Here is a 14,724-nt window from a genome sequence, read left to right as displayed (position 1 = left end):
CTCATGCCTGCGCGGGGCGCGCGGGCAGCAGGAACACGGCGATGGCGGCGATCGCCCCCACCGCGGCGAAGACGATGAAGTTGGCGGCGACGCCCAGGCCGGCGCTGGCCACGTAGCCGCCCACGAGCGGCCCGGCCATGGCGCCGAAGCGCGAGAAGGAGAGGCCCCAGCCGGTGGCCGCGGCGCGCACCTGGGCCGGGTAGTAGCCGGCCAGGTGGCCGGTGAGGATGAGCGAGGCGGAAATGCTGCCCAGGCCCGCCAGCGCCACCAGCAGGTAGTTCACCCACAGGCCGTTGGGGGACATCAGCGCCAGCACGGCGGCGGCGCCCACCAGGTAGAAGCAGCCCACCGTGCCGCGCACGCCGAAGCGGTCGGCGATGCGGCCCAGGAACAGGCCCCCCAGGGCCGAAGCCAGGCTGAAGACGACCAGGAAGCCGAGGCTGGAGCCCAGGTCGTAGCCGCTCTTGCGCATGATGGACGGCAGCCAGGTGTTGAGCCCGTGGATCAGCAGCAGGCCGCAGAAGAGCGCCACCCAGAAGCAGGCCGTGGCGCGCAGGTGGCGGCGGGCGAAGACTTCGGCCAGCACCTGGCGCCAGCCGAAAGCGGCCTGCCCGGTGGCGGAACGCACCGGCTGCGGCACCAGCATGCCCAGGCGCTGCGCCAGCTCGCCGGCCTCGCGCTGGCGGCCCTTGCCCACCAGGTATTCGAGCGATTCGGGCAGCGCCCGCGCCATGGGCCAGAGGGCCAGCAGCGGCAGGGCCCCCGCGCCGACCACGCCGCGCCAGCCGATCTGCGGCATCCACTGCATGGCCAGCAGCGCCGCGGTCAGGATGCCGAAGGAGTAGCCCGAATACATCAGGCCGTAGTTGAAGCTGCGGCGCGCAGGCGGCGAGTATTCGATGGTGAGCGCGGCGGCGGCCGGGATCACCCCGCCCAGCCCCACGCCGCCCAGGAAGCGGAACGCGCCGAACCACAGCGGCGTGGGCGCCCAGGCAGCCCCCGCCATGGTGAGCGAGAAGAGCGCCACGCAGGCCAGCAGCATGCGGCGGCGGCCCAGCAGGTCGCTCAGCGTGCCCACCAGCAGCGCGCCCACGAACATGCCGGCCAGCGCATAGCTGCTGAGCACGCCCAGCTGCAGCGGGCTCAGGTTCCAGGCGCGGTCTTCGGCCATGGCGGGCAGCACCGCGCCCATCACGCCGACGTCGTAGCCCTCGAACAGGATGGCCAGCCAGCAGGCGAACAGCACGCGCCGGGTGACGGCCGGGCGCACCGGGTTGGCGGTTGCCGTGGTGGGGATGGGTGCGGCCATGGTGGGATCTCCTGCTTCGGGGGTGCTGCCGGGTCAGAACGCGTAGCGGGCGCGGCGCTTGGCCTCGCCGCGCTGCAGCCAGCCGATGACGGCGGAGCGCACGCGCTGCAGCAGGCGGTCGCGGCGCGTGGGGTGGCTCACGATCTGCGCGCGGTAGAACGAGGGGCACAGCACGGCGGCATGCGAGACCTCGCCGCAGTTGCCGCAGCCCACGCAGCTGTCGATCACGGTGGCCACCGGGTCCTGGCGCAGCGGGTCGGGGTTGGTGCGCACCGACAGCGAGGGGCAGCCCGAGAGGCGGATGCAGGAGTGGTCGCCCGTGCAGGTGTCCGGGTCCACGCCGAAGCGTTCGCGCACCACGCGCTCGCCGGCCTGCAGGGCACGGCGCACTTCCTTCTTCTCGCGGCGCTGCTTGTTCAGCATGCATTCGCTCTGCGCGATCAGCACCTTGGGGCCGGGGGTCTGGGTGGTCAGCGCCTCGCGCAGGGCGTTGGTCATGGCCTTGAGGTCGTAGGTGCGGCGGATGGTGCGCACCCATTCCACGCCCACGCCGCGCACGGCCTGCTCGATCTCGTGGCCCGTGCTGCGCGTGGGGTTCACGGCGCGCGAGGAGGGAATGTCCTGACCGCCCGTGGCCGAGCTGTAGTTGTTGTCCACGATGATGGTCAGGTTGTCGCTGCGGTTGAACACCCCGTTGGCGATGCCGGTGGTCAGGCCGTTGTGCCAGAAGCCGCCGTCGCCCATCACCGCGATGGCGCGCTTGCCCGCCGGCGCGCTGCCCGGCGCCACGGTGAAGGCCGCAGCCGCCGCGCCGCCCAGGCCGTAGCCCATGGTGGTGTTGCCCAGGTTGAAGGGCGGCAGGATGGAGAACAGGTGGCAGCCGATGTCGGCGCTGTAGTGGTGCGGGCCCAGCTCGCGCTCGATGAGCTTGACGGCGGTGAAGATCGGCCGCTCCGGGCAGCCCGTGCACAGGCCCGGCGGGCGGGCATGCACGATCTCTTCGAGCGGCTTGAGCGCCGTGGCAGGCGCGGCAGCGCCCTCTCCGCCTGCCGCCCAGTCGTTCTGGCGCGCCAGGCTGCGGGCCGGAATGGCGTTGCCTTCGCCGTCGTCGGCGGTGATGACGTCGCCGTCCTCCTCGTCGTCGCCATCGGCCAGGGCCAGCGCGGGGGCAGGCACGGCGGCGGGTGCGGCAGCGGCGGCCTTGGCGGCCACCAGCGGGATCACGCGGCGCTGCACGGGGGCCTTGGCCTCTGGCTGCACGATGCCGTAGCGCTCCAGGAAGGCGCGCAGGCCGGCCAGCACCACGGCGGTGTTGTAGTCGCCGGCCAGCGGCAGCACGTCCTTGCCGTGCAGGGCGGTGTCCAGCCCGCGCTGGCGCAGGATGGCGGCCACGTTCTGCTCGACGAAGTTGGGCTGGCCCTCTTCCACCACCAGCACGGCGCGCTTGCCCTGGCAGAAGCGCTCGAACTCGTCGTCCACCAGCGGGTAGGTGACGTTCATCACGTAGAGCGGCACCTGCGTGTCGCCGTAGGCGTTGGCCAGGCCGAGCTTCTGCAGCGCGCGGATGACGGTGTTGTAGTTGCCGCCCTGCAGCGCGATACCCACGTCGGACGCACCTTCGGCGAAGAATTCGTTGAGCTTGCGTTCCTGGATGAAGCGGATGGCGGCGGGCCAGCGCTGATGCACCTTCTCGCGCTCGTGCAGGAAGCTCGCGGGCGGCAGCACGATGCGGTCGAGGTCGCGCACCGGGTTCTCCATCGCGTCCTTCACGGTGAAGGCCGGCGGCACGTTGTCGGCGGTGGTGAACTGGCCGTGCAGGTGGCAGGAGCGGATACGCATCTGCAGCATCACGGGCGTGTTGCTGGCCTCCGAGAGGTCGAAGCCGTCCTTCACCGCCTGCACGATGCAGGGCAGGTTGGGGCGCGGGTCCAGCAGCCACATCTGCGACTTCATCGCGAAGGCGTGGCTGCGCTCCTGCATGATCGAAGAGCCCTCGCCGTAGTCCTCGCCCACGATGATGAGCGCGCCGCCCGTCACGCCGCCCGAGGCCAGGTTGGCCAGTGCGTCGGACGCCACGTTGGTGCCCACCGTGGCCTTGAAGGTGATGGCGCCGCGCAGCGGGTAGTTGACCGAGGCGGCCAGCGTGGCGCCGGCCGTGGCCTCGCTGGCGCTGTTCTCGAAGCGGATGCCGTATTCGGCCAGGATGTCCTGCGCGTCGGAGAGCACATCCATCAGGTGCGAGATCGGCGAGCCCTGGTAGCCCGCCACGTAGGCCACGCCGGATTCGAGCAGGGCCTTGGTGACGGCGAGGATGCCCTCGCCGCTGAACACCTCGCCAGCGCCCATGCGCAGCTTCTTGACTTCTTCGACAAACGAACGTTCTGCCATCGTGGTTCCCCTGGTTCTTGGCCATGCCGGTTCGGCTCAGCCGCCTTGGGAAGCACTTTCGTTGCGCTTCATCGCTCCGTCAATGCATGATTAATCATACGAATACGTTTCCTGCAGGCGAAGGACAGAAAGCTGCACAAACGGGATAGCGGCAGGCCATCCACCCCGAAGAAGCCCATGAATTCCCGGGATTCCTCGCAATTCCTGCGCTTTTCTTCAGGCACCTCCGTGCATCCACCGCCGTGCATCGCCGTGGAGCACGGTGTCCAGACTGGTGCGCCGCTGCACCGTATGAAGGCTGAAAATGAATGATTCATCATGCATTTTTTGTGCTGATTGCGGGTTTTCCTTGATTCGCGCGGACGGGGCCGGTCCTACGATCGTTTCCCCAAGAAAGGAATGACCGCCTCTGCTGTGGCATGCCGGCCGCCCCGCGCCCCAGACGCCTTCCAGGCCCTGGCAACCCGCTCCGGCACCGATTCACTTGAAATTTCATGGGAATTGGCATGCGACTTGCAAAGCTCCTTCGCCGCCGGCGGTTGCACCCGCCGCCAGCAGCCGGGCATTCCAAGAAAACGCTGAATCTCCTCAAAGGAGGCCGCACATGCTCTCCCCGATGAACTCTCCCGCCGCCGGCGCCCATGCCGCCATGCCGCTGGCGATCGACCGCTTCTCCGGCACCGCCGATCGGCTGCTGTTCGCTTCCGGCGACATCGACGAGACCCGCTCCATGGTGGGCCGCGTGATGAAGCCGCACGAGCTGCGGCAGATCTCGGCCGGCGAGCGGCTGGACGCGCGCATGCACCACGTCTCGCTGGGCGACGTCTCCATCAGCCGGCTGCGCTACGGCGCCTCCGTCGATATCCAGCCTGGCCCGCTGGAGAGCTTCTTCCTGGTGCAGATGCCGCTGGCCGGGCGCGCCCACATCGACAGCGGCGGCCAGCAGGTGGATTCCGCGCCCGGCATCGCCTCCGTGCTCAACCCCGACGACGCCACCCGCATGCACTGGTGTGCCGGCACCGACCAGCTCATGCTGCGCATCGCCCGCGCCCAGGTGGAACGCACGCTGGTCGGCCAGCTGGGCCGCCCGCTCACCGAGCCGCTGCGCTTCGACCTGGCCTTCCGCTGGCAGGACTGCGCCCCGTGGAGCTGCCTGCTCTCCTATCTGCTGGACTGCGCGACCCAGAACCCGGGCCTGGCGCAGAACAAGCTGGTGGTGGCGCAGATCGAGCAGCTGGTCTCCCTGGTCCTGCTGACCTCGCACCAGCACAACTACAGCGAAACCGCCCCCGCGCGGCGCAGCACCATCCTGCCGCGCCATGTGCGGCGTGCGCAGGACTTCCTGCAGACCCACGCGCACGAGCCCATCTGCGTGGACCAGCTCGCCGACGTGGCCGGCGTGAGCGTGCGCAGCCTGTATGCCGGCTTCAAGGAATTCCTGGGCGTGAGCCCCATGCACTACCTGCGCGACCTGCGCATGGACCATGTGCGCACCGAACTGCTGACCGGCGAGGCCAGCAACGTCGCCGGCATCGCGCTGCGCTGGGGCTTCGCCCACCTGGGCCGCTTCAGCAACGAATACAAGCAGCGCTACGGCGAATCGCCGAGCCAGACCCTGCGCCGGCACTGAACGCCGCGCCCCCCTCCCCCATGGCCCCATTCCACCCGTCCCGGGGCGGGCCTTCGCCCGCCCCCGCCGCGCTATGACAGCCGGGGCGCCCACCGCACGGGCGCTGCGGGCGCAGCCTCAAGCGCCGGCTCGAACGCCGTAGCCGCCATGGCCGCAGCGGGCGCCGCATCCCAGCGCCATTCGCCCAGCATGCCGGCCAGCGCCTGGGAATGCTCCTGCAGCAGGTGCGCGGCGGCCGTCACGTCCTGCACGGTGGCGGCGTTCTGCTGCGCGGCCTGGTCCAGCCCGGCGATGGCTTCGCGCACCTCGGCGATGCCCTCGCCCTGGGTCTGGCTGGCGCCGGCGATGGCCGCGATGAGGCCGCCGATCTCGCCCGCATTGCGCACCATGGCCTGCATGGCGGCGTCGGCATCGGACGCGCGCTGCCGCCCCTGATCGACCTGGGCCGTGGCCGCCGCGATCAGCCCGCCGATCTCGCGGGCCGCGCCCGCGCTGCGTGCGGCGAGCGCCCGCACTTCGGACGCCACCACGGCGAAGCCCTGGCCATGGGCTCCGGCACGGGCGGCTTCCACCGCGGCGTTCAGCGCCAGGATGCTGGTCTGGAAGGCGATGGATTCGATCACGCCGGTGATCTCCGCCACGCGGCGCGAGGCGGTGCCGATGGCCTCCATCTGCCGCGTCAGTGCCTGGGTGGCCGCCTCGGAGCGGTGCCCGATGGCGTTGCCCTCGCCCACCAGCCGTTCGGCGCGCAGCGCGCTGTCCGCGTTCTGCTGCACCGAGGCGGTCAGCGCCTGCATGGCGGCTGCCGTCTGCTCCAGCACGGCGGCGCGTTCGCGCGCGCGGCCGGCGAGGTAATCGTTGCCCCGGGCCATGCGGGCCGCGGCCATGGCGATGCGCTGGGCTGCGCCGTCGATGCGCGCCAGTCGCAATGCCAGTTGCCCGCACAGCCCGCGCACCGCGTGGCCGATGCCGCCCAGCGCGGGGCCGGGCGGGCCCTCCTGCACGGCGCGCAGGTCGCCGCCCGCTGCACGCTCGGCCAGGGCGCAGGCGGCGGCCAGCGCAGGGGCGACGCGCCGCTGCCACCACCATGCCAGGCCCACCCCCGCGGCCAGACCAGCCGCCGCCAGCAGGGCCAGCGGCAGTGCCGCCGCGCTCCCCGTCGTGGCATCGCTGCCCAGCACCCAGGCCAGCAGGCCCAGGCAGCACAGGCACCAGGCGCCCACCAGCGCCCTTGCGCCCACCGCGCCCATTGCGCCGGCACCGGCCGGCGATCGCATACGAAGCTGCTGTTCCATGCGGGTCGCTCCTGCGCACGGCCTCAGGGGCCGCGCATGCTCAGTCAGTCAAGAGATCCAAAGTGCGCCGGACCGGCGTGCCGTCCGTGCCGGCGCTGAAGAGCGGGCGGGTGAGCGGGCGCTGCAGCAGGCGCCCGCCCTGCCCCGGTCAGAACGGAATCGTGGCCTTGACCAGCAGGCCGCTGCCTTCGGGGCGGTTGCGCACGTCGAAGTCCTTCTGCCACTTCACCGTGACCAGGAAGCCCTTGTCGTTGGCGTAGCGGATCGCGGGACCGAAGCCGATGGCGCGGGCCTTGCCCTGGGCGCTGCCGGGGCCGCTGTCGTTGGTGACCTGGCTGAACACATGGCCGCCCACGCCCACCACCCAGCCGTTGCCCAGCCCCCAGCCGGCCGAGTAGTCGGCATGCAGGGCCTGGCCGGAGCGGGTGTTGGTGTCGCTGTTGCGGCGGTTGATGTCGTACATCAGCTTCACGTCGCCGTTGAAGCCCGAGGGCTGCATGTAGGTGACGGCATAGACGGGCTGGAAGGTCCAGTAGTTCTTGCCCAGGCTGGAAGGATCGGTGGCGCTGTACTTGCCGGTGGGCGCGACGATGTCCAGGCCGACCACCTGGTGCAGCTGGGGCGAGAGGTGGTAGCCCAGCGCGGCGCCGAAGGTGATGTCGCCCAGGCCCGAACTCTTGAACGTGGCGCCGCCCGCGCGGAACTTCACGTCCAGCAGCGGCACCACGGTGTGGAAGGCCAGCTGGCCGCCCGCGACGGTCTGCGGCGTGACCCACACCACGCGCGGGGCCAGCAGGTTCACGTCCACCTTGAAGTCCGGCACCAGCGACTGGCCGTCGTTGCCGCGCAGCTTGTCGTAGCGGTAGCCGCCGCCGTACATCATCACGTGCACGCCGGGCGGCGGCAGCGCGCCCACGAAGTAGCTCTCCAGGCCGTCGGGGTAGACGCCCAGCCCCCCGTTTTCCGTGGCGTGAGCCGCGCCCGTGGCTGCCAGGCCGGCTGCCACGCCCATCAGGCCCGTCAGGCCCCTCTTCAATGCGGTCTTGCGCATGGTTTTTTTCCTTCGTCGTCAGTGGGTGGTTGAAAAGATCGATGCAGGGAGAAAAGTGAGAGAGAGAGAGAGAGAGAAGAAAGGGATCGCGCCGTCAGCCGGGTGCCAGCCGCTGGGCCACCTGGTAGCCCGAGCCCGCGCCCAGCCCCGGCCCCGGATGGGTGCTGGCGCCGATGTGGAAGACGTTGGCCAGCGGCGTGCGGTGGCCGCGCGCGCCGTCGCTGCCGGCGAAGGGCCGCAGCCAGAAGAACTGGTCGGGCGAGCACAGGCCGCCGTAGGGGTCGCCGCCCACCAGGTTGCAGTTGAGCCGTTCCAGGTCGGCCGGCGAATAGGCGCGGCGGCCGACGATGCGCTGGGCCAGGCCCGGCATGACCAGCTCCAGCCGCGCCTGCACGCGGTCGGCCACGGCCTCGCGCACGGCCTCGTTCCAGCGGCCGTCGGCGGGCACGGCGATCTCGCCGGCCGCGTCGCCGCGCAGCTGCGATGGCATCTCCTGCATCTGGATCCAGAGAATCCAGCCGCCTTCGGGCGCGCGGGAGGGGTCGGCCGCCGTGGGCTGGCCGATGCCCAGCGTGGGCCGCGCGGGCAGCAGGCCGTTGTTGGCCTCGGTGACGGCGGTGCAGACCTGCTCCATGCTTTCCGTGAGGTGCACCAGCGGCACCTTGAGCAGCTCGGGCTCCTTCCAGGCAGGCGGCGCGTTCAGCGCGAAGTGGATCTGCATGTCGCCGCGCCCGTGCTGGAAGGCTTCTGCGCGCTCGCGCACCGCAGGCGGCGCATCGGGCAGCAGGCGGCCGTAGAGCTGGCCGGGCGTGACGCTGCAGACCACCGATTCGCTGGCGCCCCACGTGCGCCCGTCGGCCAGCCGCACGCCGGTGGCGCGGCGCTTGCGGCCGGTGCCCACGGTCTCGATGCGGTCCACCTGCGCGTTGCTGACGAGTTCGCCGCCGTGCTGGCGGATGACGGCGGCGAGCGCTTCCACCAGCCGGCTGCCGCCGCCCTCGACCACCGGCATGCCGCCGCTGACCACGGCGGCGAAGGTGAGCTTGCCGATCAGCGCCGAGGTGGCGTCGTCCGGGCCCAGGCCCGAATGCAGCGTCCACGGCGCCATCAGGGCGCGCGCCATGTCCGAGCGCAGCGTGCGCTGCGACCAGCGGCGGAAGTTCTCCATGGCGCCGCCGGCATAGGCCAGCAGGCCGTCGGTGCCACGCTTGCGCCATTCGGACCACAGCAGCTTGATGAGCGGCCAGCCGTACGGGTCGCCGCCCAGCAGGCCGAAAGTGAGTGCGGCGTCGCGCCCGAAGAGGTCGGCGGCCATGGCCTTCAGCGCCGCGCCGTCGCCCGGCGCCACGGCGTCGATGCGGCGGGCGGCGTCGTCCAGGTCCTGCCGCAGGGCGATGCCCCGGCCGTCGGGCCCGACCCAGCCGGTGGTGTATTCGGGCTGCACGAAGCGCAGCCCGGCCTTTTCCAGCGCGGGCTTCAGCTCGGCATAGCCCGGGCTGCCGCAAAAGAGCGGATACCACGAGGCCATGACCTCGTGCCGGTAGCCGGGAAAGAGTTCTTCGGTGCGGATGCAGCCGCCGAAGCGGTCGTTGCGCTCCAGCACCAGCACGCGCTTGCCGCGCACGGCCAGCAGCGCCGCCCCCACCAGGGCGTTGATGCCGCTGCCGACGAAGATCACCTGGGGGACTGCGGCGTTGCCCATGGCCGTCACTCCACCAGGGCCAGCACGCGCAGCGGGCTGCCCGAGCCGCCTTCGATCTTCAGCGGCGCGGACAGGATCAGCGCGCCCTGCGGCGGCAGCTGGTCCAAATTCTTCAGGCACTGCAGGCCGTAGCGGTTGGCGCCGTGCATCAGCGTGTGGCAGGGGTAGGGCACGGGCCAGGTGTAGGACTGGCCGGCGTCGGTGTTGATGGTCTCCACGCCGAAGCCGTGCACCTGGCGCTGGTGGATCAGCCACTCCACCGCTTCCTGCGTGGGGCCGGGGGTGTGGGCGCCGTCGTCCTTGAGGTTGAGGAAGGCGCCCGCGTCATTGGCCTTGAGCGACCAGTCGGTGCGCAGCAGCACCCAGGCGCCGGCCGGGATGCGGCCGTGGCGCGCCTCCCAGGCTTCGAGGAAGGGCACGGTGAGCAGCCAGTCGGCATCGGCCGCGACCTCGGCGCTGGCATCGACCACCACGGCGGGGGCGACGAAGTTCTCCGGCGCGATGGTGTCCACGCTGTTGTCGGGGTGCTCGCGGCCGGTGATCCAGTGGGCCGGCGCGTCGAAGTGGGTGCCGGTGTGCTCGCCGCACGAGAAGTTGTTCCAGTACCAGCCGGGGCCGCTTTCGTCGTAGTGCGAGATGCGCTCGATGGTGAAGGGCTTGACCTGCCCGAACTGCGGCGGCAGCTGCAGCGTGGGGAACGAGGGCGAGAGCGTCTGCGTCAGATCAACGACGCGGACGCGGCCGCCCGCCAGCTGCGCGGCCAGCGTGGCGAGGGTGGAAGAAGGCGAAGGGGCGGCGGGCGTGCTCATGGCGGGCTCCAGCGGGAGGAGAAGGAAACAGGGGGCGGAACACAGGCCTGCCCGCGGCGCCGGCAGGCCTGCAGCAGGACGGCGGTGGCGTCAGGCGGCCGGCTGGGGCACGTCCAGCGCCGTGAAGCGGCCGGCGTGGAAGACCAGCGGCGTGCCGGGCGCGCTGTGGGTGCGCACCACGCGGCCCACCATCAGCAGGTGGTCGCCGGCATGACGGCTGTGGTCGGCCTCGCTCGCGCAGACCAGCGTGGTCACCGCGCCGGTCAGCACGGGCACGCCTTCGGGCGCGTCGATCAGGTCCACGCCCGCGAACTTGTCGGGCACGGCGGGGCTCGCGAAGCGCTTGGCCAGCTCTTCGTGCTCGCGCGGCAGGATGTGGATGGCGAAGTGCGCGCAGTCGCGGAACACGGCCAGGCTGGGCGAGTGGTTGACCAGGCTCCAGAGCACCAGCGGCGGGTCGAGCGACAGCGAGGCGAAGGAGTTGATGGTCAGGCCCACGGGGCGGCCTTCCGGCGTGCGCGTGGTCACGATGGCCACGCCGGTGGGGTAGCTGCCCAGCAGGTTGCGCAGGGTGCGCGGCTGCAGGTCGAGGCTGCCCCAGGGGGCGGGGCTGGCGGCTTGCACGGCCAGGTTTTCGGGGGCAAGGCAGGCGGACATGGGTTTCTCCTCGTCGTCGTTGCGCATCTCAGGCGGCCACGGCCTCGGGCGCCTGGTGGCGGGCGATGAGCTGGTCGGTCTCGTCGGCGTCGGCCCACCACGGGAAGTAGCTGGGCGGATGGTTGAAGCCGTTGGCGATGGTGTGCGCCAGCGTAGGCATGGCGGCAGCGGTGCCCAGCAGCTTGAGGATGTGCGGCGGCGGGGGCGTGAGCAGGGAATTGGTCCACTGCACCACCCACTGGGCGTAGTCCCAGAAGCGCTCGAAGGTCTGCTCCATCCAGGCGCGGGTGTAGGGCTGCTCGCCGTGCTCCAGGATCGCATCCAGATACACCTTGGCGGCCTTGGTGGCGTTGTTGGAGCCCTGGCCGGTGATGGGGTCGTTGGTGGCCACGGCGTCGCCCAGGCCGAACACCAGGCGGCCCGAGGGCAGCGTGAGCACGGGCTTGCGCACGGTGGGTGCGAAGGCGCCGGCCAGGACGCCGTTGGCGTCGGTCAGCTCCACATCGCTGGCACGTTCGGCTTCCCAGGGCAGGAACTGCTGCAGGAAGCGCTTGCTGGTCGCCAGGTGGTCTTCGGGCGTCTTCACGTCGCGCCAGCAGTCCAGCGGGCCGCCGGGCACGCCTTCGAACACCATGATGTCGCAGGGGCCGCTGAGCGTGAGCGAGGGGAAGACGAAGTATTCGCCCACGCCCGGAATCAGGTTGAACGAGACGCGGGAGTAGTCCGCCGTGGGCTTGAGGCCATGCACGTAGGTCAGGGCCAGCGAGCGCTGGGGCTTGTCGAAGGGCGAGCGGGCGGCGTCGCGCTCGAAGAGGCGCACCACCTCGCCCTTGCCGGCCGCGAGGATCACCAGGTCGTGCGAATCCGACAGCGCTTCCAGCTCGGCGATGCCGGCGTCCTGGATCAGCACCTTGCCGCCGCGCTTTTCGAGGTTTTCCAGCCACACGGGCATCTTCAGGCGCTGGTCCACCGACTGCGCGGGCTTGTCCAGCCTGGCGCTCCAGTCGATCAGCTTGGCGCCGGCCTGTTCGGGGTTGGGCACGGCGAAGCCGATGCCTTCCACCGGGGGACACTCGGCCTCCCAGTGGTTGATGTCCAGGTCGCGCTCCACCTGCAGCGCGGGGTCGAACATGCACTGGCTGGACATGACCTTGCCGGCGCGGATCTGGTCGGGCGTGCGGTTGGTCACCACGGTGACCTCATAGCCCTTGTCCAGCAGACCGAAAGCCAGGGGCAGGCCGGCCTGGCCGCCACCCACGATTGCAACTCGACGCATAGCAGTCTCCTTGAAGAAAAGGAAGAAAGGAAAGAAGGAAGAAAGGGAAGAGGGAAAGGCAGGGCGCGGGAAAAGCGGGCGCCGCCCTCACGCCGCCAGGCGCGGGATCGCCGGGACGGCCTGCTCGGGGCCCATGGCGGAATAGCCGCCGTCCACCGCGTAGTCGGCGCCGGTCACGAACGAGGCGCGGCCCGACAGCAGGAAGGCCACGACCTCGCCCACTTCTTCGGGGTTGCCCACGCGCTTGAGCAGGTGGTAGTCGGCCGCCACGCGGTCGGTCTTGGCGCGGTCGCCCTGGGTGAGCTCGTCCATCACGCGCGACCAGGTCCAGCCCGGCGAGACGGAATTGACGCGGATGCCGTCGCCCGCGAAATCCATGGCCATGTTGCGGGTGACCTGCACCAGCGCGGCCTTGGAGACGGGGTAGAGCCAGCGGCCGGTCTGCGCGACCTTGGAGGAGATGCTGGTGAAGTTGACGATGGCGCCGCCGCCGGCTGCCGCCAGGTGCGGGCGCACGGCGCGGGCGGCCATCACGGCGCTGACGAGGTTCACGTCCAGCGCACGCAGCCAGTCGGTGCGCTCGGAGGCGGCGCCGTCGTCCAGATAGGTGGCGGCCAGGTTCACCAGCCCGTCGATGCGGCCGAACTGCGCGGCCACGTCGGCCACGCCGGTTGCCAGCTGCTCGTCGTCGGCGATGTCCACGGGCCGGAACTGGATGTTCGTGGGGTCTTCGGCCGCGATGCGGGCGCCGCCTGCGGCGTCGATGTCGAAGAGGACGACGCGGGCGCCGTGGTCGCGCAGCGTGCGGACCACCGCCGCGCCGATGAGCGTGGCGCCGCCGGTGACGATGGCGACCTTGCCTTGCAGATCTTTCATGGAGCGTTTCTCCTTAGCCTTGCACATGGAACCGACCGGAGGCCGTGCCGTGGGGCGCTGGCCGGCGCCTTTCGGCGCTTTTTCCGGTGATTTCGCAGCGGTTCGCTGCTTGGGCTCCATGGTGGGGCGAAGGCCTGCGGGCGCCTTATCCGGCGTCCGCAACCGCTATCCAGCACCTGCGGGTATCGCGCTCCGGCTTGATCCAGATGCTTGCCAGCGCGCTGCCTGCGCGCTGTTTCTCAGGGTTTACACTAAGAGAATGAGCCTTTGCGATGGGCTCGGGGGCGGGATCAGCTGGCCAGCGCGGCCTCGATGTCCTGCGCCAGCGACTCGGGCTTGTCGGTGGGCGCATAGCGGCGGATGACCTCGCCGCCCCGGCCGATCAGGAACTTGGTGAAGTTCCACTTGATGGCCTTGGTGCCCAGGATGCCCGGGGCCTCGGCCGTGAGCCAGCGGTAGAGCGGCGCGGCGTCGGCGCCGTTCACGTCGATCTTGGCCATGACGGAGAAGCTCACGCCGTAGTTCAGCTGGCAGAAGCTGGCGATCTCGTCGTTGCTGCCCGGGTCCTGCCCGCCGAACTGGTTGCACGGAAAGCCCAGCACCACCAGGCCCCGGCCGGCGAACTGCTGGTGCAGCGCCTCCAGCCCCGCGAACTGGGGCGTGAAGCCGCAGGCGCTGGCGGTGTTGACGATGAGCAGCACCTGGCCTTCGTACTGGCGCAGCGGCACCGGCGGGCCGCTCATGGGCTGGGCTTCGAAGTCGTAGAGAGTGGTCATGGGCCGTGGCTCCTGGAGGTGAGGACGCAAAAAACCCATTGTGGCGCCCGGCGCTGCGGCGTGCAGGCCGGGGGACGCAGCGGCGTCAGCCGCAGGGGCGCAGCGTGCGGCCCACGAGCGCGGGGCGGGCGCGCTCCAGCCGGGCGGCCTGTGCGGCGTCGCCGGCGGGCAGGTTCAGCCGCAGCATGTATTCGCTGGGCGTGCCGGTGCGTTCCTGCACCACGCGGGCGGTGCGCACGCCCTGCGCGGCCAGCCCGTTTAGGGCGCGCTCCGCGGCCTCCTGGCTGGCATAGCGGCCCAGCGACAGGCCGGGCTCCAGCGCGCTGCCCGGTCGGTCGTAGGCCACCTTGCGCGCCTTCAGCTCGGCGCGCTTGCGGGCCAGCGCATCCTCGTCGGGGAAACGGCCCATATAGACCATCCAGCGGCCGGAGGTGGGCGTGAAATCCAGGCTCCAGCTGCCGGCCGTGAAGCCCGCCGCCGGCAGGGCCACGCGCAGGGTGTCGGCCTGGCTCTGGTCGAAGGGGCCGGCCTGCTGGCAGACGGTGTTGGCGATGGGGCCGACCGCGCCGATGGCGGAACTCGCCACGGCCGCTGCAGGCGCCACGGGTGCGCTGGCCGCCTCCGGCACGGAGGCAGCGGGGGCTTGCACGCCCACCGGAGCCGCAGAAGGCGCGGAAGCCGCGGCAGAAGCCGCCGGGGCCGCAGGCAGGGCGGCCGGTGCGCTGGCCGCTGCGGCAGCAGCGGATGCCGCAGGCCGGGGCGGCACATGCAGCTGCAGGATCTCCGGGTGGATCTGCTGCGCCAGGCGCTGCGGCTCGGACGTTTCCTCGGGCCCCCCTCCCCAGCCGCGCAGCATGCCGGCCGACCAGGCGTAGTAGCCGGCATTGGCCAGCAGCAGGACGAGAAAGGCGATGCGCAGCATGGCGGAGGGGACCGTGGAGGTGAAAAGGACGAC

The 14,724-nt window shown here is 71.1% G+C and carries 12 protein-coding genes; 1 reads left to right on the top strand and 11 read right to left on the bottom strand.

The window, feature by feature from the left end; all coding sequences use genetic code 11:
* Window position 1 precedes the first annotated feature (1 nt).
* Together BM070_RS03635 and BM070_RS03630 are read right to left on the bottom strand one after the other, a co-directional pair.
* Window positions 2-1,309, bottom strand: coding sequence for an MFS transporter (locus BM070_RS03635; RefSeq protein WP_092937684.1), 1,308 nt, complete (start codon window positions 1,307-1,309; stop codon window positions 2-4).
* A 33-nt stretch (window positions 1,310-1,342) separates the two neighbouring features.
* A complete protein-coding gene (locus tag BM070_RS03630) occupies window positions 1,343-3,697 on the bottom strand; it encodes a thiamine pyrophosphate-dependent enzyme (protein ID WP_092937682.1) in 2,355 nt (784 codons plus the stop codon).
* A gap of 604 nt (window positions 3,698-4,301) precedes the next feature.
* On the opposite strand from BM070_RS03630, the gene BM070_RS03625 reads away from it, so the two are divergent.
* Window positions 4,302-5,327 (top strand): AraC family transcriptional regulator, encoded by a 1,026-nt coding sequence (locus tag BM070_RS03625; protein WP_092937680.1) that lies wholly within the window; start codon window positions 4,302-4,304, stop codon window positions 5,325-5,327.
* 71 nt (window positions 5,328-5,398) lie between these two features.
* Here the strand turns inward: BM070_RS03625 and BM070_RS03620 are convergent, their stop codons facing one another.
* The 9 genes from BM070_RS03620 to BM070_RS03580 form a co-directional block, all read right to left on the bottom strand.
* Window positions 5,399-6,622, bottom strand: a complete 1,224-nt coding sequence (locus BM070_RS03620) for a methyl-accepting chemotaxis protein (RefSeq protein ID WP_092937678.1) — start codon at window positions 6,620-6,622, stop codon at window positions 5,399-5,401.
* A gap of 148 nt (window positions 6,623-6,770) precedes the next feature.
* Window positions 6,771-7,673, bottom strand: coding sequence for a SphA family protein (locus BM070_RS03615; protein WP_092937676.1), 903 nt, complete (start codon window positions 7,671-7,673; stop codon window positions 6,771-6,773).
* Between the two features lie 94 nt (window positions 7,674-7,767).
* Window positions 7,768-9,375 carry a phytoene desaturase family protein gene (locus tag BM070_RS03610; protein ID WP_092937674.1) on the bottom strand — a complete coding sequence of 536 codons (1,608 nt, stop codon included), beginning with the start codon at window positions 9,373-9,375 and terminating at the stop codon, window positions 7,768-7,770.
* Window positions 9,376-9,380: 5 nt separating this feature from the next.
* The gene (locus BM070_RS03605; protein ID WP_092937672.1) at window positions 9,381-10,184 is read right to left on the bottom strand and encodes a cyclase family protein; all 804 of its coding nucleotides are present in this window, start codon (window positions 10,182-10,184) and stop codon (window positions 9,381-9,383) included.
* 90 nt (window positions 10,185-10,274) lie between these two features.
* On the bottom strand, window positions 10,275-10,841 hold the full coding sequence (locus BM070_RS03600; RefSeq protein ID WP_092938133.1) for a flavin reductase family protein: 567 nt from the start codon (window positions 10,839-10,841) through the stop codon (window positions 10,275-10,277).
* Window positions 10,842-10,869: 28 nt separating this feature from the next.
* On the bottom strand, window positions 10,870-12,117 hold the full coding sequence (locus BM070_RS03595) for a styrene monooxygenase/indole monooxygenase family protein (RefSeq protein WP_092937670.1): 1,248 nt from the start codon (window positions 12,115-12,117) through the stop codon (window positions 10,870-10,872).
* Window positions 12,118-12,204: 87 nt separating this feature from the next.
* Window positions 12,205-12,993: an SDR family oxidoreductase gene (locus tag BM070_RS03590; protein WP_092937668.1), complete on the bottom strand. Its 789-nt coding sequence runs from the start codon at window positions 12,991-12,993 to the stop codon at window positions 12,205-12,207.
* Window positions 12,994-13,283: 290 nt separating this feature from the next.
* A complete protein-coding gene (locus tag BM070_RS03585) occupies window positions 13,284-13,769 on the bottom strand; it encodes a glutathione peroxidase (protein ID WP_092937666.1) in 486 nt (161 codons plus the stop codon).
* A gap of 85 nt (window positions 13,770-13,854) precedes the next feature.
* On the bottom strand, window positions 13,855-14,691 hold the full coding sequence (locus BM070_RS03580; protein ID WP_092937664.1) for an SPOR domain-containing protein: 837 nt from the start codon (window positions 14,689-14,691) through the stop codon (window positions 13,855-13,857).
* Window positions 14,692-14,724: the final 33 nt, after the last annotated feature.

The sequence above is a fragment of the Paracidovorax wautersii genome (assembly GCF_900113035.1).
In the GTDB taxonomy this organism is placed as follows: Bacteria; Pseudomonadota; Gammaproteobacteria; order Burkholderiales; family Burkholderiaceae_C; genus Paracidovorax; species Paracidovorax wautersii.
Note: the sequence above shows the minus strand (reverse complement) of the source record. Positions and strands in the feature narration are given on the sequence as shown.